At 71.0% G+C, this 25,292-nt stretch carries 1 protein-coding gene (running past one end of the window); it reads right to left on the bottom strand.

The genetic code is table 11. From position 1 onward, the window contains the following. A protein-coding gene (locus tag AC3A46_RS12890) for a hypothetical protein (protein WP_487665540.1) crosses the window boundary here: on the bottom strand, positions 1-25,248 show its 5' portion. Its footprint begins 11,058 nt before the window's first position; the window shows 25,248 of its 36,306 coding nt (coding positions 1-25,248); it begins with the start codon at positions 25,246-25,248; its stop codon lies off the left edge, out of view. Positions 25,249-25,292: the final 44 nt, after the last annotated feature.

The raw sequence follows: 25,292 nt of genomic DNA, 5'->3' as shown, positions 1-25,292 counted from the left end.
CACGAGATCCGTGCTGCCGGTACCGAGGGCGACGTCGACCCGCGTCAGGCCCGACGAGCTGCCGGTGATGTCGTCGAGGGTGATCTGGTCGGCTCCCGCGCCGGCGTCGACGGTGAGGCGCTCGATCCCCGAGGTCGTCTTGACGACCCCTCCGAGGTCGAGGCTCAGCGTGCTCGTGGCCGGGTTGGCGACCGTCAGCAGGTCCGCGCCGCCGCTCAGCGAGAGCGTGAGCGTGTCGGTGCCGGACCCGCCGATCACGACCTGCGTGTCGCCCGACGTGAACACCGCGACCGTCGCTGTGATGGAGTCGTCGCCGGACCCGCCGTCGTAGCGGCGAGCCAGACCCGAGAGCGTGTCGTTGTCGCCGCCGCCGTTGAGGATGTCGGTGATGCTGCTGCCGAACAGCTGGTCGTTGCCGTCGTCGCCGTTGAGCGTGACCGTGCCCGAGCCGGTGTGACGCAGGTTGTCGTTGCCCGTGCCGCCGTTGACGGTCGCGCTCGCCGTGCCGGCGACCGTGATCGTGTCGTTCTCGGATCCGCCGCTGAGCACGCTGCCGGAGCTCGAGCCCTGCAGCAGGATCGTGTCGTCGCCGGACCCGCCGTCGATGGTGACCGGCACCTGCACGCTCGGGTCGATGACGAGGTTGTCGACGCCGTCGCCGAAGTTCGCGTGGATGCGCTGTACGTTCGCGTAGGTGCGGGCGTACCCGAACGCCGTGATCCGGATGGTCGCGAGGCCGTTGTTCAGGCTGCCGATCTGCTCGATGAACACGGTCTCGTTCGTCACCGAGGTGGCGACGTTCCTCGCGGTGCGCTGCGGACTGCCGCCCACATTGACGTAGAGGTCGCGATCGGTCGAACGCCACGCGCGCAGGTCGTGGTACGGATCGGGGTTGCCCGTCGTGCCGTTGCTGGCGAGGTAGGGCACGACCGGGAACGACACGGTCCCGATGGTGAAGGTGTCGCTGCGCGAGTACCAGGTGCCCAGGATCTTGAACCGCACCGTGATCTTGAAGCGCAAGGGCACTTCGCCGAAGCCGTCCCCGTCGCTGTCGACGCCGTCGCGGGAATCTGCGGAGACGGAGAGGTCGAGCCCGACGCCGAGGCTGATCTCGAAGATCTTGAAGTCGAAGTACACCTCGACGCTGGCGCCGCCGCCGATGAACAGCGTGTACCAGACGATGCCGTCGTCTTCGTGCTTCAGGAACGACACCTCGAGGTGGAACTCGCCGCGGATGCCCATGAACGAGCCCCCGAGCTGCATGCGCCCCGACAGCTTGAGGCTGAAGTTGCCGTCGGAGTTCAGGAAGATCGAGCCGGACAGGTCGGCGATGAAGAAGTTGAGCGTCGCGTAGGCATCGAGATACCAGTCGCCGGAGGAGTACGTCGTGTCGGTCGCACTCGTCTTGCCGACCTCGATCGTGAAGCCGGCGTCGAAGCTGAACAGCCGCAGGAGCGTGACCGAGCCGGTGAGCTGGAGCCTGAATCCAGGATCGACACCGTTGCGGCGCTCGCCGACGGTGTTGATGCGCAGCTCGCCGCTCGCGCTCAAGCTGAAGATGAACGCATCGGCCGAGGCGCTGACGGCCACGGCCATCACGAAGCCGTCGTCGTACACCCCCGCCCGGCCGGTGGCCCGGAACGTGAGCCCGGCGAGGTTGAAGTCGACGCCGAACGACATCTCGAAGGCACCGGCCGCGATGCGGATCTCGGCGAAGCCGGAGCCCCGGGCGAAGCCGAGGAAGTCGATCGCCCCGTCGAGCCGGAGCAGGAATCCGGGCGCGACGCTCGTCGAGCCGATCAGCTTCGCCGACCCGGTCGTGTTGAGCTGGATGACCGCACTCGCCGAGAAGCCGATGCCGATGTCCTCACCGAAGCCCACGTCGAGCGCGATCGCGAACCGGGCGACGACGCCCTGGCTCGTGATGGAGAAGCCGGAGTCGACGATCGTGAGCTCGCCGAACGGATCCAGCGCGGCGCGGCCGTTGACCAAGAGCGACAGCTCGGACGCGCTGATCGTGAGCACGACGTGTCCCGTGATCTCGAGCACGTTCAGCACCTTGAGCGACCCGTACATCTCGAGGCGGAAGCCGGCGATGACGTTGATCGTCTGGTTCTCGACGATGAGCCGGTCCTGCGCGTCGCGGGCGAACCCGCCGAATACCGGGCTGCCGTTGACGGTCTGGGTCTCGACCACGAACGTGCGGATCTGACGCGCGTTCGAGAAGGTGTTGATCTCGAGGAGGAACTGGCCGTTGAGCGACAGACCGGGGATCGCATTGACCCCGAGGGTGAGCTGCACACGCCCCACCACGCCGGTCTGCGCGCCGACGTACACGGCGAGATTCAGCGCGCCGGTGAGGGATCCGAGGTAGGGGATCGTCGTGCCGACCATGCCGTCGACCTTGAGGTAGGCGGTGCCCGTCGGGTCGATCGCCGCGGTGATGCCGATGAAGCCGGTGAGGGTGAACGCTCCGCCGATCGTCAGCTCGGCCTGGATCGCGGCCACGACGTAGATGCTCGGCCCGGTCGCCGACGGGTCGGGCTGACCGTCGATGCCCGGGGGAGCGGCCGGGATGTAGAACACCGGCGCCTGCCCCGGCAGCAGCAGCGGCAGGAAGGCGTTGGGCACGACGAAGGTCTGATCGGCGAGCGTCGTGTTGAAGATGACGTTCACCGAACCGGTGGCCGAGAAGAGCGAACCGACGTCGGGAAGCCCGATGCCGACACCGGTGGCGACGCGGATGCTGCCTGCTACGCCGGGCAGCGGGCCGTCCGTGCGGATCATCAGCAGACCCGTGACGGAGCCGTACTCGAGCCGGGCCGAGCCGTAGCCGAACGAGAGGTGACCGGTCAGGAACATGTCCATCTTCGGCGCCGGGGGGTCCAGCGAGATGTTCAGGTACACCCCGCCCTGCACCCGCATGAGCTCCGTGCCGCCGGGGGCGACGATGAGCTGGCCGAGGATCTGGAACCCGAAGCTGAACGGCTGCAGCACGAAGGTCTCGGTCAGGTCGGAGCCGCCGGGGCCGACGCCCGGAAGCGTGATGACCTCGGTCTTGACCTCGTTCGTGAGGTTGATGCGCAGCTGCGCCGAGCCGTCGAGGTGGATGCCGAACTGCTCGAGGAACTCGAAGTTCATCTCGACGGACGCCACGCCCCAGAACTGCGGAGTCGGGTGCATCGGGTTCGTCGACTCGTCGCCGACGAGCAGCACGAAGCGTCCGGCGGTGGCGCCGAGGGTGCCGAGCTTGTAGACCTCGATCTGCCCGACGAACGTCAGCATGAACAGGTTGCGCGTCGTGTCGATCTCGAGGACGACCTCCGCGTGGATGTGCAGGAGCGGCTCGTCGAGGAAGTCGCCGGCCTGGAGCATGATCCCGCCGGACAGCTCGATGAAGAACGATGTTCCCTGCACGATGAGCCTGAAGCTCTGGGCGCCGCCGTCGGCGAGATTTCCGGCCGTGTCGCGCCACGCCCCCGGCGCGAAGGTCACGGTGACGGTGCCCGCGGACAGGTCGGATGCCAGCGAGTACGAGTAGCGGGCGATGCCGTCGCCGAACTGCACCCCGGCGTACGTCATCGCCTGCGTCCCGCCGCCGGTGAGCGTCAGGTCGTCGGCGCCCAGGCTCGTGGTGTCGACGGCCGCGCCCGCGACGGGGGTGAGACGCACCCCGATCCATGTGCGCGGCCGGATCACGGCGTCGGTGAGGTTCGCCTCGGCGGACGCTGCCGCGGGGTGGCTCGCCGCAGAGTAGATGACGCCCTGCGTGTTCTTCCACGACCCGTCGACGAACGTCACGGTGATGTCGCCCGCGACGTGGCCCGAGAAGAAGTAGCGGTACGTGGTGCCGGTCACCAGGAGGGCCGCGCCGATGACGTCGAGCTCGGTCGTGCCGACCTTGACGACGATCTCGGAGTCGGCGTCGGTGATGGTCGCGCCGTCGACCGGGAGGCCGCCCAGGGTGTGGAACGTGATGTCCACCCAGCCGCGCTGCGCGAGCTCGCTGACGTCGAGCACGGATCCCGGCGTCGGGTCGATGAGCGCCGCAGTGGGGGCGGTGACCGTGAAGGCCTCGGTCTCGGCCGAGTTGAGCACCCCGCCGATGTCGGCGAAGCCGCCGGCCCGGAACGTCATCGTGTAGGAGCCGACCGCCAGGTTGGATGTGAAGGAGTAGCGGTAGGTGTCGCTCGTGCCCACGCGGACCGGTGCGGAGAGGGTGATCAGGTTGCCTGCGGCGTCGCGGAACTCGAGCTCATCGCCGTTGATGGTCGAGTGGTCGATCCCGAAGCCGGAGGCGCCGCGGAAGCGGATCTCGAAGTACTTGAGGCCGTTGACGAGGTCTCGGCCGATGGTGGCGCCGGCGATCTGGCGGACCGTCGCCTCGTTCGTGGTCGGCGTGGACGGGTTGTCCGGCACCGTCTGCACGACATCGCCGGTGGCGCCCACGACACGGAAGGACTGGGTGAGGCTCGTGCCGGACGGAGGCCCACGGTCCGGATTCACGGTGAACGCCGTGAGGTCGAACACCACATCCACTCGGCCCGGGAGGAAGGTGCCGCGGAGGAGGAACCGCCACGTGTTGCCGCCGAGGGGGACCACGCCCGTGATCTGCACCCCGTTCGCCCCGGGGCCGCTGAGCACGAACTCGTCGCCGTCGACCGAGCCCGGGACGATCGCGTAGGTGATCCCGCCGACCGACACGGGCGGAATGAATGTCACGTCGAGGTAGGTGACCTGGCGGTCCGCCGCGTCGATGGTGATCGCCTGCGGGACCCCCGCCGGGGTGCCCGCGGACGGCTGCGAGCCGGTGTAGGCGGTGGTGCCGTCAGGGAGCGTGTACGACCAGCCGCCGGCCAGGAAGGTGACCACCACGTCGTCGCCCGCCGCCAGCGGTTCGGCCAGCTGGTACCGCACCCAGGCGACCCCATCCTCGATGAACAGGAGGGTGCGCGCTCCGAGCGTCACCGTCGCCCCGTTGACCTCCAGCGTGATCTCGGGGAGGCCCGCGATGAGGGTGGCGGTGTCGATGAGCAGTCCCGTCGGAACCGCGAACGGCACGTCGATGTAGTCGCGCGCGGGCGCCGTGTACGCGGCATCCGGAACCGGCGTCGTGGTGTCGGAGTAGCCGACCTGCACCGCGGCGATCGTGACGGAAGACGTCGAAGCGGCCGCCGTCTCGCGCTCGACCACGACCGGCACGATGAACTCGAAGGCGCCCGCGCCGGCGCGGATGGCGCGCGACGTGTCACGCACCACGGTCCAGCCGTCGGTCGACGCGGTGAACACGACCGCGCCGAGACGGCTGATCACGGATGCTGCATCGACCGCGTAGCCGGACGGAAGCCCCGCGCCCGCAGCATCCGGGAACGTCACGGTGATCTCCGCACTCCACGCGAGCGGCGGCTGCGGTGCCGGTGCCGGCGCCGTGACGGAGGACGCCGTCGGGGCGACCGCGGCGAGGTACGACCAGCCGCCCGCGAGCCGGGTCAGCTGCACCGAGAGGCCTGCTTCGTACTGTCCCGTGAGCCAGAAGCGGAAGCGGAGCGTGCCGGCCGGCGAGCCGGTGATCTGCGCGGGCGCTCGGGTGCCGTCCAGCACGATCGTGCCCAGGCCCTCGCCGAAGAGCTCGAACTCGGGTGCGAGGTCGAGGATCGAGGCGATGTCGAGGTTCCGGCCGTTCACCGCGGCGTCGAAATCGACGTCAACGTACGCCGTGGGCGTGACGGTGAGGGTCTGCCCCGGCTGGGCGCCCGCCGAGACGGTGCCCCGGTAGCCGAGCGGGCTCGCGGCCAGCGTGGCGGTCAGCGCGCCGCTGCCGACGGTGGTGACCATGACGGGGATGCGGAACTCCCCGGGCGTTCCCGTCGCCGTGATCGGCGCGGATGCGTCGCGCGTCAGCGCCCAGCCCGTGCCGCCGAGTGTCAAGCCGGCGAGGCGGCTGATGACGGAGTCGGGGTCGACGGTGAAGCCGGCGGGAACCCCGAACTGTCCACCGGTCGGGAACAGGATGCCGACGCTGCCCGCGCCCGTCTCGGTGGGTTCGTCCGTGACGGTGAGCGCACCGCTGAGCGTGAACAGGTACGACCAGCTTCCGGACAGGAACGTGAGGTTGACCGCGCCGGTGGTCGCGAAGCGGCCGGTGAGCCAGTAGCGGTACGTCAGGGTGGTCGTGGTCGTGTCGACAAGCTGCGGCGCCTGCGTGCCGTCGAGCTGGATCGTGCCGAGGCCCGGGCCCGACAGCTGGAACTCGGCGGCGAGATCGGTGATCGACGCCTGGTCGATGGTGAACAGTGTCGGCTTGGTGAACGTGACCGTGATCCACGCCCGGCCGTTCACGACGTTGATGTCGACGGAGGCGCCCGGGGTCGGGTTCGTGATGACCGCGGTCGCACCGGTCACGGTGAAGGCCAGCTGCGTGGCGGCGCTCGGGGCGCCGACCGTCGTGCCCGCGGCCGTCGTGAGGTCGGCGTTCTTGACCGCGCCCTGGGCGAAGTCGATCACCCAGCGCCCCATGCCGAGGTCTTCCGCGCCGATCGCGTAGCGGAAGCGGGTCGTGCCGCTGATCCGCACTGCCGCGGTGAGCAGCTGGGAGTCGGTGATGGCGTCGGCCTCGACCCCCTCGGTCTCGGCGAGCGAGGCGCGTGTCAGGACGTCGACGCGTGCCCCGTCGGCCACGTAGAAGGCACCCGTGCTGTCGACCTGCAGTTCGGCGAGCGTCATCCCGCCCGCGGTCGTCACCGCCAGGATCGGCACAGGGCGGGTGAAGGTGAACACCCGCGGCGGGTCGGACCCCCGGGTGAGGGTGAACTTCACCTGGTCGGTCAGGACGCTCGCGAGGTCGAGGCTCGCACCGGGCGCCGGCCGGTACGAGATGTCGAGGTACTTCGTCGAACCGGCTGCCCAGTTCACGACGCCGACGTCGATCGTGCCTCCGTTGCTCGTCGGACCTCCGAGATCGATCACCGGCGGTGTGCCGGTGGCGATCGGGTCCGCACCGTCGAGCACGTCGAACGCGACCTCGTTGCCGGACGAGTCCCGGAAGCCCATCTTGAGCTTCCCGTAGATGGTCAGCAGGCGCACCTGGTCGGGGAAGTCCGCGAGGAAGAGCACTGTGGCGTCGCCGTTGGCGACCTTCGACAGATCGGCGTAGAGGCGGCCGCTGATGGAGATGTTGTCCTGCGCGAAGTTCAGCTTGCCGATGATCAGGATCTTGCCGTCGGTCGAGATCTTGACGATCACCTGACCGTTGAACACCGCTTGCGACGTGAAGATCGAATAGATGCGGGCAGACCCGGTGATCACCATCGGCGACGTGAACGCGGCGGCGAAGCCGCTCTGGCCCGGGTTCGTCGAGATCGTCCGGGCCTGCAGGGCGACCTGGTTCTGCAGCGACAGCAGCCACTCGGCGGCCGAGAGCACGGTCGGCAGCTGGAAGGCCGACGAGCGCAGGGCGAACGGATCCTCGATCGACGGCAGCGTCTTGAAGAACTCGACGCCGGCGGCGAAGTCGTTGAGCACCAGGCCGATCTGCGGCACCAGCATGATGCCGCCCGGGATGTTCGCCGTGATGTAGACCTGCAGCGGACCGAGCTCGGAAAGGCCCAGTCGCAGGCCGAACCCGGCGAGGCCGGCGATCGAGATCGTCCCCTCGAGGCCGAGGTAGAACACACGCTGATGCACCGCCGTCGTCGTGTCGAAGACGCCGATGATCGAGTAGTTCGAATCGAGTTTCAGGATGCCGCCGACCAGCCCTGCGGACACCTCGCCGCCGAACATCCTGCCCTTGACGGTGACGCCGATCGAGTCGATGCCGATGATCGGGAATTTGCCTTCGAGTAGCAGCGACGGCTGGATGCGGATGCCCTGGATGGCGCCGGTGATCTGCAGGCCCTGCAGCCCCTGGATGCCGGTCACGCTGGCCGAAAGGATCAGCACGAAGTCGCCCGGGCGGTTCTCGACGTCGTCCCACTGGATGCCGATCGCGTCGATGCGCACCGGGAGGAACGCCGGCCACTTGAAGGAGTCCCCGGTCGCGGAGCCGACCGAGAGGAACACTCCGAAGCCCGGCAGTGCTTTGAAGGAACCGTCACCGGTGATCGCGAAGTTGCGGCCCTCGCCGGCGATCACGAGCGAGCCGATCGTGACCTTCGCCCCGACGGCCTGCAGCTGGACCATGTACTCGGCGCCCTCAGCACCGGTGTCGAGGCGGAAGTCGCGGGCCGTGAGGGTCACGTACGTGCCGAGGCGGATCTCGAGGGTATCGACGGTGAGCTGGAACGCGTCGACCTTGCCGCCGCTGAAAGTGAGCGCGATGCGGAACGCCTCGTCGTCGGGCGAGCCGTCCGGCCGGCGGTCGTCTGCCGTCAGACGGTCTGTCAGGGTGGCGCCGTAGGCGCGGCCGGGGAAGAGTTTGGCGCCACCGGTCGCGATGTAGATCTGGCCGGTGAACCCGGCGGTCTCGGAGCTCGGCGCGCCGGCCGGCGGGAAGCGGACCTCGAGGCCGGAGACGCCGACACGGATGTCGTCGAGCTCCAGGATCCCGCCGAGTGTGATCTTCCGGTCCGCGGCCGTCGGCGCCAGCGCGTTGCCCGGATCCGGCGTGCCGCCGGCCGTCGGGGCGATGCCGTAGGCCAGCTCGGCCGTGCCGAGCCGGAAGCCGTTGCCGTAGACGGTCAGGCCGGGGATGAGCCCCGCCCCGAGCGCGACGTCGTTGTTGGCGTTGATGTTGGAGGACGCGGCCGGGTTGTAGGGCCGCAGCGACCCGGTGATCCCGAAGGACGGGAGCGTGATCGTGGCGGTGTTGATCTTGACGATCTCCTGGTCGATGGCGCCCTTCGGGTCGTAGGCGATCTTGATGCCCGTCGCCTGGAGGCGTGCGACCCCGGGGATCTGCGCATCGAGCGCGGCGACCTGCAGACCCCACTTGCCGGTGAGGCGGATGTCGACGTTGCCGCCGAGGAGCCCGAACACGTCGACGGCGAGCTCGAACGAGCCCTGGATGCCGATGAGGTCGACCGTGACGCCAGAGCTCGTCTGCGCTGCCGACTGCTGACCCGTGGTCGGGTTGCCGCCGAAGGCGAGCGATGCCCGCTGGACGCCCACGATCACCGAGACGAGCACCTTGCCGTCGGCGAACCCGAAGCCGCCGAGGCCGATCGTCGGACCCTGCAGCGTCAGCGGACCGAGTGCGAGCGGACCGCCGGTGGTGATCTCACCTGCTGCTGCGGGCGACACGGTGACGGACAGGCTCTGGGTGCCTTGCGCCGGCCCGCCGGACTGCACGATCGCGTCGCGGTCGAGCACGATCGAGATCGCGCCGGTGCCGGTGAACAGGCCCAGCGTGTTGTTCGGGTTCTTGTCCTTGAGGAAGTACCGGTAGGTGACGCTCGTCGAGCTCGCGGCGGCGCCGGCGATCAGGAGCGGCGCGCCGACGATCGTGGGGCGCGACCCCGTCATCTCGAGGTCTCCCACGAGGCCGCTGATCGTGAACGGCGCGACCGTCGCGTTCTCGATCGGTCCCTTGCTGATCGGGTCGGCCGGCAGCGTGCCGCCCGCCCCATCGGGCTTCGGCAGGTTCGTGAACGTGATGTCGATGTAGCCCTGTGCGTTCAGCTGGGCGAGGCTGATCGCCGGCGTGGCGATCGACGCGACCGGGGCGGAGACGCCGCCCGGCGCGACGGGCGCCAGCCGGAAGAACTGCTCCTGTTCGCCGACCAGCGACGCGCCGCCCGCGGTCACGCTGCCGTCGATGAAGGTGATCGTGACGATCGCGGCGCCGGGCAGGGCGGGGCCGGTGATCGCGTAGTCCCAGGTGTTCGGCATCCCGGCGACCGCCACCGCTGTGCCGGGCGTCCAGGTGCCGGAGGCGCCGGCGACGCTGATGGAGAACTCGGGGTCGACGTCGGTGACCGAGGTCGCGAGGATCGTGCCGCTCGAGGGCGTGAAGCGCACCCGCAGCGTCGTGATGCTCGATCCGTTGAACACCGAGCCGCGGACCGGGTTGACGAGATCCGCCGTCACCACGGGAGCGGGCTGGGAGCAGATCGGCCGCGGGTCCGCCGCGACGCAGGCCGTCTGCGCGACCGGCATCGCCGAGAGCATGGAGAACGCGGTGAGCTTGAAGTTCACCAGCTGGAAGCCGTTGACCGGCGAGATCGTGAAGCTCGCCAGGCCGCTCATGCTTGCGACGCTGGTGGCGCTGAAGCCCACGAAGATCGAGGCGTTGGACAGCGCGAGGGCCAGGGTTCCGTCGATCTGACGGTTGATGCGGAGCGAGCCGCGCAGGCTCACCGTGTCGCCCGCGCGGATCTCCATGCCGGTCGCGGCGAAGCTGAAGGCGCCCGCCGCCACGGAGCCCGCGGCGATGGCGTTCGCACCTGATCCGGTGGCGCTCGAGAAGGTGAACGTGGTGGCGTCGGAGGTGTTCACCTGGAACTGCACCGTGCCGACGATGTTGAGCCCGTCGAGCCCGAGCAGCGCGAGCTCGCCGGTTGCGCGCAGCGCCCACCCGGTGACGTCGCGCTTGAAGTCGACAGAGGCGTTGCGGATCAGCACGCCGACCGCGGCCGGGTTGAGCCCGCCGCCCGCGAGCTTCGACGGCCCCGACCCGATGAAGATCTCGAGGCCCGATCCCGAGAACGCGTCGCCGCTGATCGCGAACTGACCCGCGCGGATCTCGAGCACGTCGCCGAAGCTGAAGTCGAGGTCCTGCACGATGAACCGGAAGACGGGCGCCGCGGGCACGTCGAGCGTGAGGGTCTCGCCGCCCACGACGATCGACTGCGTCACCTCGGCGCCCGTGGTGTTGACGGTGAAGCCCAGCGAGGCCGACGCCGAGAAGCCCGGCACCGCGACCGCGGCCTTGCCCGTGATGATGCCCGCGATGCCTCCGGTGGTCGTCGTCCTGACCGGGCTGGTCGACGTCGTGGCGCCGGGGGAGAAGACGACGAAGAAGCCGGAGCCCTCCACGATGCCGGGGTTGTCGTCGCCGGTGTCCTCGCCGGCATCGAGCGTCACGTTCGCGAGCGCGATCTTGCTGACCTGGTTGACGCCCGAGCCGATCCGCTCGAAGCCGAAGTCCGCGGTGATCGTGAGGGTCTCGGCGCCGTTCTGGATGCCGATCTCGATGTTCTCGGCGGCCACGCGCAGGAACGGTCCCTTGGGCAGCCGCAGCACGCGGACATTGGCCTGCAGGGCCGCTTGGTTGCCGTTCGCGTTCCAGGTCACGGTGTACTGGTTGCCGGCGAGGGCGACGGTCACCCGATCGGTGGCGGCATCCGAGTCGAGGAGCGCCTCGATCGCGGCATCGACGACGGATGCTGCGGCCCCGACCGCGATCGGAGCACTGATCTCGCTCGCCTCGAGCACGCCGTCCTTGTCGGCGTCGATCGCGAGCGTGAAGCTGCCGCTGGGCGCCGACACAGTGATGCGCTGCACCTCGGCCGAGCCTGCCTTGCCGTCGGCCGCCGTCGCCACCGAGACGCCGGCGAACTGGAACACCTCGTTCACGACGACCCCCTGGCCGTTCGTGACGAGCGTGTTCAGCTGCAGCGTGAGGTCGGCGGTGATCGTGAGGGGCAGTCCCGGGGTGGTGACGCTGCCGGCGATCTCGCCCGCCATGCCCGTGGGCGTGATGATGAACGCGCCGCGCCCGTTCGTCAGCTGAACCCCGACGTCATCAGCGGTCGACGCGAGGTCGGCCCCTGGGTCGCCGAGGAAGAGCTCGACGTCGGTGAAGGCCATTCGCACGATCTTGGCGCCGGCGGCGGTCTTCGTCTGCTCGAAGACGGCGACACCTTTGAGCGTCTGGCCGAGGATCCCGATCGCGGCCGGGTCGCCGACGAGGCCGACCTGTACGCGGAGCGTGTTCTTGGGGATGGAGAACGCGACCGTCGATCCGCCGACCTCGAGCGACGGGTTCGCGTCGACCAGGGTGTTGTTGACCTGCACGATGATGTCGGCGTCGACGGAGACGCCGGGCAGCACCGCGGGGTTCAGCGTGATCCCGGCGACGAGTGCTCCGGCGATGCCGCCGCGGGTCACCTCGATGATCCCCGCGGAGATGGTGGCGGTCACGTAGGTGCGGGTGCCGTCGCCGAGCTCCAGCAGCACGTCCGACAGCGCCAGGGTGATCCGGCCGCTCGGGGTCTCCTTCGCGAACGCGAAGTCGCCCGTGAGGCGCTGTCCCATCACCTCGAGGGAGATGTCGAGCCCCGCGACCTTGAGCCCTGACGCGATCGTCGCGCCGTCGACCGGGTACGGGTTGACGAGGGTGTTGATCTGGACCTCGAGCGTTCCGGAGAACGACACCCCGGGGATGAACAGCTCCACGGTCGCCTGGATGCGCCCCGCGATGCCGCCGGCGACCGGGCCGCTCTTGCCGACGATGTCGAAGGCGCCGGAGCCGTCGCGCACGACGACGACGTCGCGATCCGGCGTCCCGAGGCGCAGCGACACGTTGGCGAAGCGGATCTTCTGGGTGGTCACGTCGTCGGGCGTGCCGACGCTGCCATCGGGGCCGATCGCCGTGGACTTCTCGAACGAGATGTCGGCCGTGAGCTGCTGACCGGCGATCGTCAGTGTCAGGGCGGTGACCCCGACCCTGAAGTACGGACCGGCCGGAAGCTCGAGGGTGAGCGTCTGGCCGCCGACCACGAACTCCTCGTCCACCGCGACGGGGACGATCTTGGTGCCGACGGTCCGGCGCATGTCGCTGATCTGCACGCCGACGGTCGCGGTGGCCTGGAGGCCAGGGCCGAGGCGGATCGACGCCGTCGCGGTGATCGACGCGCCGATGCCGGCGCTCGTCACGAGCACGAGAGCCGTGCCGTCCGTGAGCCGCATGCCGATGTCGTCCGCGACGTCGGCAGGGGAGTCGCCGGGGGTTCCGCCGTCGTCGCCCACGAACAACGCCACATTCGTCGCCGCGATGCGCAGGATGTTCACGTCGTCGGACGTGCCCGCGCGCCCGTCGGCTCCGCCGCCACGCACCTGCTCGAACAGGAAAGTCCCCGACAGCGACTGGCCGAACACCGTGACCCCACCGGTCACCTCGACGCGCACGAATCGGCCGGCCGGCAGGTCGAGGCTCAGTGCGCCGAGCGTCGTCTTCACGGCGATGGGCGCGGTGTTGATCTGCAGCCGGATCGCGAGCCCGGTGCCGAGCGAGAGCGGGATGGCGTCGAGGCCGACGAGGTCGATGTTCGCCGAGACGTCGACTGCCATGCCGGCGGAGGTCAGCAGGAACGCACCGGTCCCGCCGGTCAGGCGCAGCCCGACGTCATCGGCGTCGCCGGCGCCCTTCGGGTCGCCCAGGAAGAGCCGGACGTCGGATGCGGTGACCTTGATGACGCGGGAGGCGCCGACGCCCGCCTGCTCGAAGGTGAAGTCACCGGTGAGGGTTTGACCGGCGAGGTCGAGGGCGAGGTCGTTCACCGAGAGGGCGAAGGCCTTGGTTGCCGGTCGGGTATCGATCGAGAGCGTCATCGCGGCGGAGGCGGCCACGCCGGGCACGGTGAGCGCGACGGTGCCCGACACGAAGCCGAACATTCCCGTCGCCCCGAGCTCGAGCGTGCCTGTGCCGCCCGCGAGCATCAGGATGTCCGTCCCGCCGTCACCGATCCGCAGACCGACGTTCGCGAGCACGATCGTGGTCGTCGTCCCGGCGCGCTCGAACGCGAAGTCCCCGGTGAGCGACTGGCCGGCGATCGCGAGGACGACGCCCGTGCCGCTCACGCGGACGGCGAGGTTGCCGGGCAGGTTGAGCGCGACCGTGCGTCCGCCGACGGTCACGGACTCCGTGACCGGGGTGGCCGACTGATTCATCGCCAGCACGAAGGAGCCGGCGATCGTCACCCCGGACGGCAGCAGCGCGCCGAGGTCGAGGGTTCCCCCCAGACGCATCGCCATGCCCGCCGGCGTCAGGACGATGATCCCCTCGACACCCGTGAGGATCGGCGCATCGGATCCCAGCTGGACGGCGCCTCCGGCCACGGCGATGACGGTGCGCGCCGTCCCGCCGCTCGACGTCGCCTGCTGGAACAGCAGGTTCGCGGTGAGGGTCACGTCGCCGATCACGACCGCGATGCCTTCGCCGGCGATCCGCAGGTACGGCCCGGCCTCCAACCGCGTGTGCGTGGGATCGGCGAGCACGACAGCCTGGCCCGATCGGTTGATCTCGAACCGCAGCGCGGACGCCGAGACCGTGACGCCGCCGCCGAGCGAGATGCTCGCACCTTCGATGGTGAGGATTCCGGCGAGCCCGGTGGCGCCGATCTGCAGGGCTCCCGCCAGCGAGAGCTCTCCGATCGGCGCTCCGAAATCGGCGACCGCGGCGATCGAGACGTCGACGATCCTGACCCCGCCGACGGTGCGCTGCGAGAAGGCGATCTCACCCTCGGTGAGCAGGAATCCGCCGATGTCGAGCGTGATGTTCTCACCGGCCACGGAGATCGAGCTCGCCGCCGGATCGGTCGTGTCGAGCACGACCGCGAAGTCCCCGCTCACGAGGATCCCCGGAAGCGTCACCGCGAGGGTTCCGCTCACCCTCCCTGCGACTCCGGTGGCGCTGAGAACGAACTCGCCCTCGCCCCCGGTGAGCGACACGAAGTCCGTGGTGCCGTCGCCGAACCCGGCGGTCGCGTCCGCGATGGTGATCACCGTGGTCGCCGACGGACCGCTCCCGGACTGGGTGAAGGTGAAGTCGCCCGAGAGTCGCTGCCCGGCGACGACGATCGCCACATCGGTTCCCTCGACGCGGAGGAACGGGCCGGCGAGCAGATCGAGGGCGACCGTGGTTCCGTCGAGCTGGAAGCTCTCGTCCACCGCGGGCCCGGAGTTGACCGCGACGGTGAACGTGCCGCTGAACTGCACGGCATCGCCGGGGACGAGGAATCGGACCGTGCCGGTGATGCGTCCGGCGAGCCCCGAGTCCCGCATGAGCAACACGGCGGAGCCGTCGGTGAGCCGGACCCCCGCGGTCGCGGTGCCGAGCGACAGCGTCAGCGCTGACGCGATGATCACGGTGGTGCTGGGTGCGGGGGTTCCCGGGGGAGCGCTCGGCAGCACCGGGCCGCGCACCTGCGAGAAGACGAAGACACCGGAGAGGGTCTGGCCTGCGATGGTGAGGGCCGCCGGCGTCGCGAGGGTGCCCACCTGAACGCGCAGCGAACTCGCGGGCAGCACCACTCCGCCGACGGTGCGGGCCGAGGCCGAGGTGTTGAGCTGCAGGCCGATGTCGCCTGTCAGTTCGACCTCGTCGCCCGCGTTGAGCGTCAGATTCGCGACCAGGACCGTCGCGAGGCCCTGCGGTGTGAGTTCGAGCGTCCCGGCGGCGACGGTGGCGACGGCGACGCCGTCTCCGAGGCTGAGGGTGAGGGGCGATCCGCCGTCGCGGGCGTCGGCCCCGAAACGCACGCGCAGCCCGCCTCCGGGGAGCGTCTCGAAGGCGAACGTGCCGGTGAGCTCCTGCCCGGCGACTGCGAGGGTGAGGTCGCCGACCACGAGCAGATGCGGCGCTCCCGCCGCGCCCTCCGCCACCGTGACGGCATCGTCGCCCGTGCCGAGCACCTGCTCGGTGGTGGTCTCGTTGTAGGAGATCCACGCCGTGCCTGCGAGGGTGACGCCCGGGATGCCCACGAGCTCGACCGTTCCCGAGATCGCGACGACGCGGCTGCCGGTGGTGCCCTTGACGAAGCCGTTGACGCCGGTGAGGTAGAGGCCGACGGCGAAGGGATTGCGTGCGTCGTCCTCGACGAATCCAGGACCTTGCCCGACGAACACCGTGAGGTCGGACACGGCGAGCTCGGCGCCGCTGAAGTCGACGCTGCCGATGATCTCGACGAAGTCGCCGAGCTTGATCGAGCCCGATACCGCCAGGGCGATGAAGGCGCCCCCGGCGTCGGCGATCTCATCGGCCGCGAAGACGAGCGGCACGTCCACTCCGCCCACCGCGATCGTCTGGTTGAGCGGCTGCGTCGTGCCGTTGTACCGGACAGCGACGGTGGCCTCCGCCTCGAGCCCGCCCGCCGCGGCCGCGATGGCGCCGGAGAAGGTGCCGACGATGCCGCCGGTCGCGAGCAGGAACGCGCCCCGACCGTCGACGATCTCGAGCCCATCGCCGCCTTCGGGCGTCAGGGCGACCGAGACGTCGCTGAACGCGATGGTCGTGACTCCGGTCGCGGTACGGCTGAGGAGGAAGTTCCCCGAGAACGACGGGCCGCCTGCGACGCCCAGCACGCCGCCGGTGACGGCGAAGTGCAGGAAGGGTCCGGCGGGGACGTCGATGCCCAGGTCGGTGCGGCGCACCGCCGCGGTCGACGTGTTGATCGCGAACTCGATGTCGCCGCCGAGCGTGAGACCTGCGGGGAGCGAGAAGATCCCGGTCACGCTGCCCGAGAAGCCGGCAGCGACACCGCCTGGCGTCACAACCAGGGCACCCGACCAGTGGTGCGCCGCGGTGACGTTCACGAACGTCCCGAGCTGCAGCGTGAGGTCGGTCACGGCGAAGGCGACGTCGCCGGTCGGGGTGCGGCTGACGAGCACGCGGGCGGCGCCGAGCGACTGGCCCGCGACCGTGATGCTCGCGCCGGTCACCTCGATCTTGAGGCCCGGCTGCACGACGACCTCCGCGGGTCCACCCGGGTCGAGGGTCACCGCGGCGAGGCCGGAGTTGACCTGCACCGCGACGTCGCCGCTCACCGCCAGCCCGGGCACCGTGACTTCCAGCGTGGCCTCGAGCGACCCCGCCATGCCGGCGGCCGTGATCCGGAAGGACCCCTGGATGCCCGTGACGCGCACGAGGGGCGACGCCAGGCTCCCGAACGCGATGACGCCGCTCGACACCGTCAGCGTGAGCGCGGGGCCCTGCGTGACGACCTCGATGTCACCGGCGAGGGTCTGGCCCGCGATGACGATCGCGACGTCGTCGCCCACCACCCGCAGATACCCGCCCGATCCGCCCGCGGGGAGGTTCACCGACACGGTGCCCGCACCCACCCGGACGGTCTCGTCGACCTCCGCGGAGGTGGTGTTGATCTCGATCGTCAGCGTCGCGGCGATGCTGACGCCGGGCACACCGGTCAGCGCGGCCGTGCCCGTGACGCGACCCGCGAGTCCGCCGGTCGACGGGAGCACGAAGAGCGCCTCGCCACCCGTGAGTGAGAGCGCCGCGGAACCCGCACCGATCGAGACCGAGACGTTCGCAAGGGCGATGCGGGTGACCACAGAGTCGTCGGTGCCGCCCGCGACGCCGTCGGCACCGTAGGAGGTCGCGCGTTCGAACGCGGCATCCGCGCGGATCCGCTGATCCAGCACCGTCAGGACGACCCCGGTCCCCGCGATGCGCAGGTACGGCCCCGCGGGGACGTCGATGGTCACGATGCCGGCGCCGACCTGGAGCGTGTCGTTCACCGCCAGCGAGGTCGTGTTCACCTGCAGGTCGAAGGAGCCCTCGAGGGAGAAGGCCGAGCCCGACACGTCCACCGTGAGCGCGAGCGAGCCGGCCACACCGTTCGGGGCGATGACGAACAGCCCCGAGCCGTCGCTCACCGTGAGCGGGCCGAGGGCGAGGGCGACGTTCGCGACGCCGACGCGCACCACCGTCCCGGTCGCGCCGGTCACCTGCTCGAAGGTCACGTCGGCGCTGAGCGACTGCCCGAGCACGGTGATCGTGAGGTTCTCGCCGCCGACGCGAATCAGGCCGCCGGGGAGGGCTTCCGACCACCCGGCGACGGTCTGCGCCGTGCCCGTCGTGTTGAAGGCGACGGTGATGGTGCCCGTCACCGCGATGTCGGAGACCCCGAACGCGACGGCGACGGTGATCGCGCCGTACGCCCCCTCGGGTGCGAGCACGATCGTCGCCGTCGAGCCGGTGCCGGATGCCGGCTGGCTCACCGTGAGCAGCGGGGCCGCTCCGCCGAGCACGATCCGCGTGTTGCGAAGGGTGAGGGTCAGCGTGCCGCCGTCATCGACGACCTCGATGTCGGTGGTCAGGGTCTGTCCGGCGATCGTGACCGCGACTCCCGTGCCGGCCACCCGCACGTAGCCGGTCGCGCCGCCCGTCGGCAGCGCGAGCGTCAGGGTCTGGCCGCGGACGAGGAAGGTCTGGTCGACGGCATCCGTTCCGGTGTTGAACTCGACGGCCAGTCCGGCCGAGAAGGCGACGCCGGGGACGTCGAGGGTCAGATCACCGGTGATGCGGCCGGCGAAGGTCGAGGAGGCGCCTGCGGACGACAGCAGGATCAGCGCGGCTCCGTGCGACAGCACGAGGGCGTCGCCGGCGAGCCGCAGCTCGACGTCCGTGGCGGCGATCCGCAGGAGCGTCTTCGTGGTGTCCGGCGCACCTCCCGCGCCGAGCGGCGTGACCCGCTCGATCGCCAGGTTCGCGGTGAGCGACTGGCCGAGCACCTGGAGCGTGAGGCCTGTTCCCTCGAAGCGGAGGTACGGACCGGCGGCGACGTCGAGCACCTGCGCCGTGGTTCCGACGACCACCGACGCCTGCACGCGCGCTCCCGTGGTGTTGAGCACGAGGGACAGCTCGCCCTCGAGGCTCGCGTCGGCGCCGAGGCGCACCGAGACCGTGCCGTCGATGCGTCCGCCGAAACCTGCCGCCGTGAGCACGAGGAGGCCGGATCCCGCGCTCAGCCGCACGCCCAGGTCGTCGTCGAGAGCGGTGCCGGTGTCACCAGGGGTACCGCCGTCGTCGCCGAGGAAGAGCGCGACGTTCGTGAGCCCGACGACCGTGGTGGCGACGCCGCCGGCCGTCACCCTTTCGACGGCGAGGTCGGCGCGGATCGTCTGTCCGAGCACGGTGAGGTCGAGGCCGGTGAGGCCGACCCGCAGATACGGACCGGCGGGAAGCGCCGTGGTGCCCACGGTCACGGCTGCCGCCGACGTGTTGATCGCGAGCTCGGCGAGCACGGCGTTCACGCCGAGGGCGGCGATCGTGATCGTGGCGCTCAGCGTGCCCGCCACGCCGCCGGAACGCACGACGAGGTCGCCCTGGATGCCGGTGACGGCGACGGCATCTCCGAGGGCGATCGCCCCGTCGCTGACCGAGAGGGTGAGATCGGTGCCGTCACGGCCGAACGAGAACGTGCCGCTCAGCGATTGCCCGCCGAAGGCGAGCGTCGCCCCGCTGACGACGAACTCGGTGATCGCAGCATCCGTGGCGAAATCGACCAGCACGCCCGGCGCGGTGCTGCCGGGGATCTCGATGGTCTGCGTGACCGCCAGGCCGGTGTCGTTGACGCGCACGCTGGTCGTGCCGGTGATCGTGACGCCGGGCACGCCGATGATGCTGACCGTGCCCGTCGCGACGAACGCGTGGCCTCCGCCCATCTCCACGAGGCCGATCGTGGCGTCGGTGAGGAGCACTCCCATCGCGAGAGGGTTGAGCGCCCCGGACTCGAGGAACGCCGGGCCTCGCCCGAGGAAGATCGTGAGACCGGATGCTGCGACGACGCGCACGGGCACGCCGCCGATGACCGTGTCGCTGAAGGTGAGGTTGCCTTCGATCGTGACGAAGTCGCCGATCGTCAGGGTGAGGTCCGACGCGGTCAGGCTGAAGATGATGTCGCCGCTCGCCGGCGCCGGGAGCTTGAAGACCAGGTCCGAGCCGCCGACGCGCAGAACCGTGTCGATGGCGGCCGCTGTGGTGTTGATCTGCAGCAGCACGGTGCCGTCGACCGACATGCCTCCGCCGCCGAGCGACGCCGACCCCGACAGGAAGCCCGCGACACCGTCGGCGCGGAGGATCAGCGCACCCGACCCGTCGAACAGCGACGGGTCCGCATCGCCGTCGAGCGTCACGGCGACGCCCGTCATCGCGACGATCGTCTCCGCGGTTCCACCCGGCGCAGTCGATCGGGTGAAGGAGAACGAACCCTCGATCGTGCCCGCCCCCAGGATCTCCGCGGTGAGCCCCGACACGTCGACACGAAGATAGGGTCCTGCCGGCAGGACGCCGCTTCCCGGGTCGAGCGGCCCCGGCGTCGTGTTCACCGCGACGCTCACCGTCGTTCCCGTCACGGAGAGGAACTCGGGCACGCTCAGGTTCGCGGTCGCCGAGATGCTGCCGGCGATGCCGGCGGGGGTGATCAGGAACGCCCCGGTGATGGCGGAGACCGAGACGAACGAACCGAGGCTCGCCGTGCCGGCGGTCACCGCGACGCGGTACGAGGCCGAGCCCGACGTGACGGTCCGCTCGAACCAGACGGTGCCGGTGATCGACACCCCCGCGACGGTGACCGCGAGGGAGGAGGCTCCGACGCGGAACGTACCCGGCGCGATCGCGCTGTGCGCCGCGGTGTCCGTGTTGAATTCCACGGTGAGCGGGCCGGCGCCGATGCCCACGCCGGGAAGGACGAGGGCCGGCGTGCCGGTGAAAGAGCCCCAGACACCGCCGGCGTCGACGCCGAGCGTCGCCGTCACACCGGTGACCGTCAGGATCCCGTCGCCGAAGGCGAGGCTGCCGTCGGTGATGCTGATCGTCGTCACGCCACCGGTGCGTTCGACCGACACGGAGCCGGTGAGGCGCTGCCCGGCGATGGTGAGCGCGATGCCGCTGCCCGACAGCTGCAGGTAGCTCGCGCCTCCGGCCGGGAGGACCAGCGCGACGTCGGTCCCGCCCACCGTGACGGTGGTGTCGACGTCCGCGCCGGTCGTGTTCAGCCGCACCGCCAGGCCGCCCGTGAACGAGACGCCCGGCAGGGCGACCGCGACGACGCCGGCGACCGACGCGGCAACCCCGGCAGCCGAGATCACGAGCGCCCCAGCGCCCTTCGTCAGCGTGACGACGGGCGTGCCGCCCGCGGAGAACACCAGCCGGCCGCCTGCGATCCCCGCCCGGACCACCACCGCGCCGGCGGCGTCGACGCCGCGTTCGAAGGTCAGGTCGGCGGTGAGCTCCTGACCCGCGACCGTGATCACCGTGCCCGTGGCGTCGATGCGCAGATACGGTCCGGCGGGCAGATCGCCGACGGCGGCGGATCCGGTGTTCACCGCGACGCCGACCAGCGATGCGAACGAGAAGCCGGTGACCTCGGACGAGATGCCCGCGCTCAGCCGCCCGGCGACGCCCGTCGATGCGATCGTCAGGGATCCGGTGATGTCCGAGAGGGCGAGGAGGTCGGTCGTGCCCGACGTGATCGCGAAGGCGCCGCCCGCGACGGTGATCCGCGTCTGGGTCGCGCCGTCGACGACAGCGCTCTCCACCGTGAACTCGTCGAAGGTGATCTGCTGTCCGGCCAGCGTCAGGACGACGCCCGTTCCACTCACCCGCACGTGGCGATCCGCGGCGGCAGTGCTGAGGTCGAGGTCGAGCGACGTGTCGAGGGCGAGACCGGGCACCGAGATCCGCAGGTCGCCGGTCAGCGTGGCGGTGGCCTCTCCGCCGTCGAGGGTGAGGGTGCCTCCGCCGTTCTCGAAGCGGGCGGAGACCGCGCCGGCGCCGAGGGCGAGCGACAGATTCGCGACGGTCACCGTGAATCCATCGGCCGTGGCGGCGAACGCCAGGTCGCCCGTCATCGCCTGTCCCAGCACCGTGATCGTGAGTCCGGTCCCGCTGTAGGTGTCACCTTCGGCCGCGGCGAACGAGATGGTGACGTCGCCGGAGCCGTCGCCGAGCGCCACGACCTCGTCGACGACGCCGGTGAACCCGTTCACGCGCGCACGGAAGAGTCCGCTGACGGAGACATCCGTCCAGCCGGTCAGGGACACCGTGCCGCTCGCGTCGAGCGCCATCGTGGTTCCCGTAGCCGACGACTCGACGTAGAGGCCGACGACGGCGCCCGTGAGCGCGAGGCCGCCACCCAGGTCGATGCCGAGGTTCCGGGCCGCGATGGCGACGGTCGTCGTGCCGGTCGCCGTGTCGATCTCGACTCGTCCGGCCAGCGTCGCGGTGACCAGGCCCGTCGCGACGACCGTCGCGGTGAGCACGCCGCTGACGCCGGCGGGCGCGAGCACGAGGGTGCCGCCGCCGTCGGCGAGGTCGAGGGTCTGCGCGCTGCCCGAGGCGAGTGTGGCACGGAGCTGACTGACGGTGAGCGTCGTGACGCCCGCCGAGTGCGTGATGCGCACCCTGCCGGTGAGCGTGGTGTCGGCGATGTCCAGCTCGATGTCGCCCGCGATCGAGAGCCCGTCAGTGCCGTTGTAGCTCAGCGTGGCGTTCGACACGGTCAGTCCGGATCCGCCGGCGGTGAAGCTCACGGTGCCGCCGGTGAGCGTGAAGTCGACGTCGCCGGTGTCGTCGCGGGAGACCAGTCGCAGCGTCCCGCCGGTGATCTCGACCGCGTCGCCGAATGCTGCTGAGACCCCGGTGGCCGTGATCGTGAGGTCGGAGCCGTCCTGGCTGAGCGTGGCCGACGTCACCGTCAGCCCCGCGATCTCGGTGCCGCCCGCCGACACCGAGATGCCGAACGACGTGTCGGGTGTGACCGAGCCCAGGGTGATCAGCAGGCTCCCGGCGTCGAGCGTCGTCGCGCCCGCGAGCGTGTACGTCGCACTCACCGCGGCGTTCGCCTGGATGCGCAGGGCGCCGACGGAGAGGTCGAGCTGGAGCGTCGCGGTGAAGCTCGCCGTCCCCGTGTACGGCGAAGTCAGCCCGCCCAGCGCGATCGAGAGGTGGATGCCGGTCAGCGAAAGGGCGTCGCCGAGCACGATGTCGTCGAGGTCCTGGTCGTACGGATGGCTCGCGACGTACGCCTCGAGCTGCTGCACGATGATGCCGACGATGCCGGCCAGCGGGGAGCCGGCGACGTAGTCCGAGAAGTGGGGGAGCGCGGCGGTCAGCGTGCCGGCTGCGGCATCCGCGGTCGTCGCGATCGCCTGGACCGAGCCGTCCGGTGCGACGTACCAGATGCGCGGCTGGCCGATCGTGCTGGCGACGGCGATGGTCAGCACCGGATCGATCAGGAAGGTCGAGATCAGGGTGCCGGTCCGGGCGTCGTACGCCCGGAGGTCGAAGACCGCGGAGCGGGTGAGGATGCCGGAGACCGCGGCATCCCGTGCGGTGATCGTGACCCAGGCGTCGGCGGGCAGTGCGCCGGCCGCGAACGAGAGGGTGGCGCGACCGAGGGCGACGGTGCCGCCTGCAGCGGCGGAGACGAGGACGGCCCCGGCAGGCGGCGTGATCGCCGGCGTCTGCGCGGAGGGCGAGATCTCGAGGGTGGCGGTGGGGTCGAGGAGGGAGATGGCGGCGTCGACGTCGACGCGGAGGGAGACGGGTCCGTCGGCTGCCGGGGGGCCGCGCCCGGCGTGGAGCACCACGTCGCCGCCCGACAGGATGTGGCTGCTGACGCGTACCGTGCCGGCGCGCACGGGGGAAGGGAGCAGGAACGTCTCGCCGCCCAGGGCTCCGGAGCCGCCGGTGGTCGTCGTACCGCCGCTCACGGCGGCGAGGCTGACACCGCCACCGGAGCGCAGCGGCGCCGACGCGGCACCCAGCGAGCCGAGCGAGGTGGTGACCGTCGCGGCGATCGCGACGCCGCCGAGGGCGCGGACGGGAACAGCGGTCGGGGCGAGCGCGGGCAGCGACGCCGTCGCCCCGCCGAGGCCTGCGAGCACCGACACCGCGGTCGATGGTGCACCGGCACGGCCTTTCGCGACGATGGCCGTGGCGTCCGACCGCCCGACCGCGGCGAGCTCCACCGCACCCGCGACATCGGCGCCGCGCGCCAGTCGCACGCTGGCGTCGTGGACACCGAGGGCGAGGGCGGCACCCGCGCCCGTCGCGCGGACGGTCGCCGTCTGCTCGGCGCGGAGCGAGAGGTCGCCGGCGACCGCGAGCGGCGAGCCGCCGTCGATCGAGGCCGAGGTGAGCGCCGTCGACGAGACGAGCGCCCATCCCGCGCCGCCGTCAGCGGCGACGGCGTGGCGCGCGGTGGCGCGAACGGTGAGATCTGAGACGCCGCTCAGCTCGGCTCCTTCGCCGACCGCGGCGCCTGACACCTCGCGCACGACGAGAGCCGTGATGCCGTCAGCTGCTTCCGCGGTCGCGTCGATGGACGAGTCCGCCTGGACCGTCGCCTGCGTGTCGTCGAGAGCGACCTTGGCCGACGGGGCGAAGCGGGCGATTGTCTCGAGGAACGCGCGGCCGACGGCGACCGCTCCCGCGTGCGGGTTCGCCGCGAGCGCCGCCCCGCTGAGCTCGGACTGCGCGGGGGTCGAGGCAACGGTGCCGGCCGCGACCACGCGCAGCGATCCCGCGGCGGTCGCGAGCAGGAAGAGCCGCGCCGCGGTGATCGACTGATCGCCCTCGACGACGGCATGCGTGAGCCGCACGACGTCTGCCTCGGCGAGTCCGATTCCGGCGCCGCCTGCGGCGATCGCGCTCGCGGATGCGGCGTTGCGCGCGTCGATGCGGACGCTGCCGGGGGTGGTGATCGAGGTGCTGCCGCCGACGCGGGTCACGGCCGACGACTGGTTCTTCACCAGGGCTGCGAGGCCGTTCGCGGAGGAGGCGGTCGTCGAGGAGCTGCTGAGCAGCACGTCGCCGGTCGCCGAGATGGCGGAGTCCACCACCGCGACTCCTGCGGACGACGACGACCACGGGCCTGTCGCATCCGTCGAGTCGGCGCGCAGCGTCACCTCGCCGCCGGAGAGCCGCGCGCCCGTGACGGTGACGGAGGCAGCGGCATCCTCTCCGTGCGTGCTCGTGTCGCTCGCGAGGAACGTGATCGCTCCGTCGCGGTCGGTGCCGGTCGTGTCGACCGACGCGCCGGAGCGCACCGTGATCGATCGCGCCTGGATCGTGAGGTCGGCCCCCGGAAGGACGACCGCGCCGTCGACGACCACGGCGCTGCGGCCGGAGATCAGCGCCGCCACGCGCGGGGCCAGGAAGGTCAGGCTCGCGAGCACGGCGTCCAGCCGCAGCCGGGCGGGCGCGCCCGACAGCACGACAGCGGCCGGGAGGCCCTTCACCAAAAGGGCGTCGAGCGCCCCGTCGATCGCGAGCGCGAGACCCGCGATGCCGGTGAGGTCGACGGTGAACGACGCGGCGCCGTCGACGCCGCGCACGATGACGTGGGTCAGTCCCTGCGCCTCGACGGCGACGGTCGCGCCGGAGCCGGAGGTGAAGACGATGCGCCCTCCGACGAGGGCGATGCCGCCGGCTGCGGCCTCGGCCGCCGTCAGGGCGAGGGTCGCGGTGCCGTCGACGATGGTCCAGCCGGGGCCCGCCGAGGTCGGCGGCGCCGACACCTCCGGCGTCGTCGCATCGGTGGTCGGCGCGTCGGTGGACGGCTCCACGGTGTGGGGCGCGGCCGGCGCCTCGGTCGCCGGAGCGGGCGAGG

The organism is Microbacterium sp. Soil_C_42, assembly GCF_057656735.1.
Note: the sequence above shows the minus strand (reverse complement) of the source record. Positions and strands in the feature narration are given on the sequence as shown.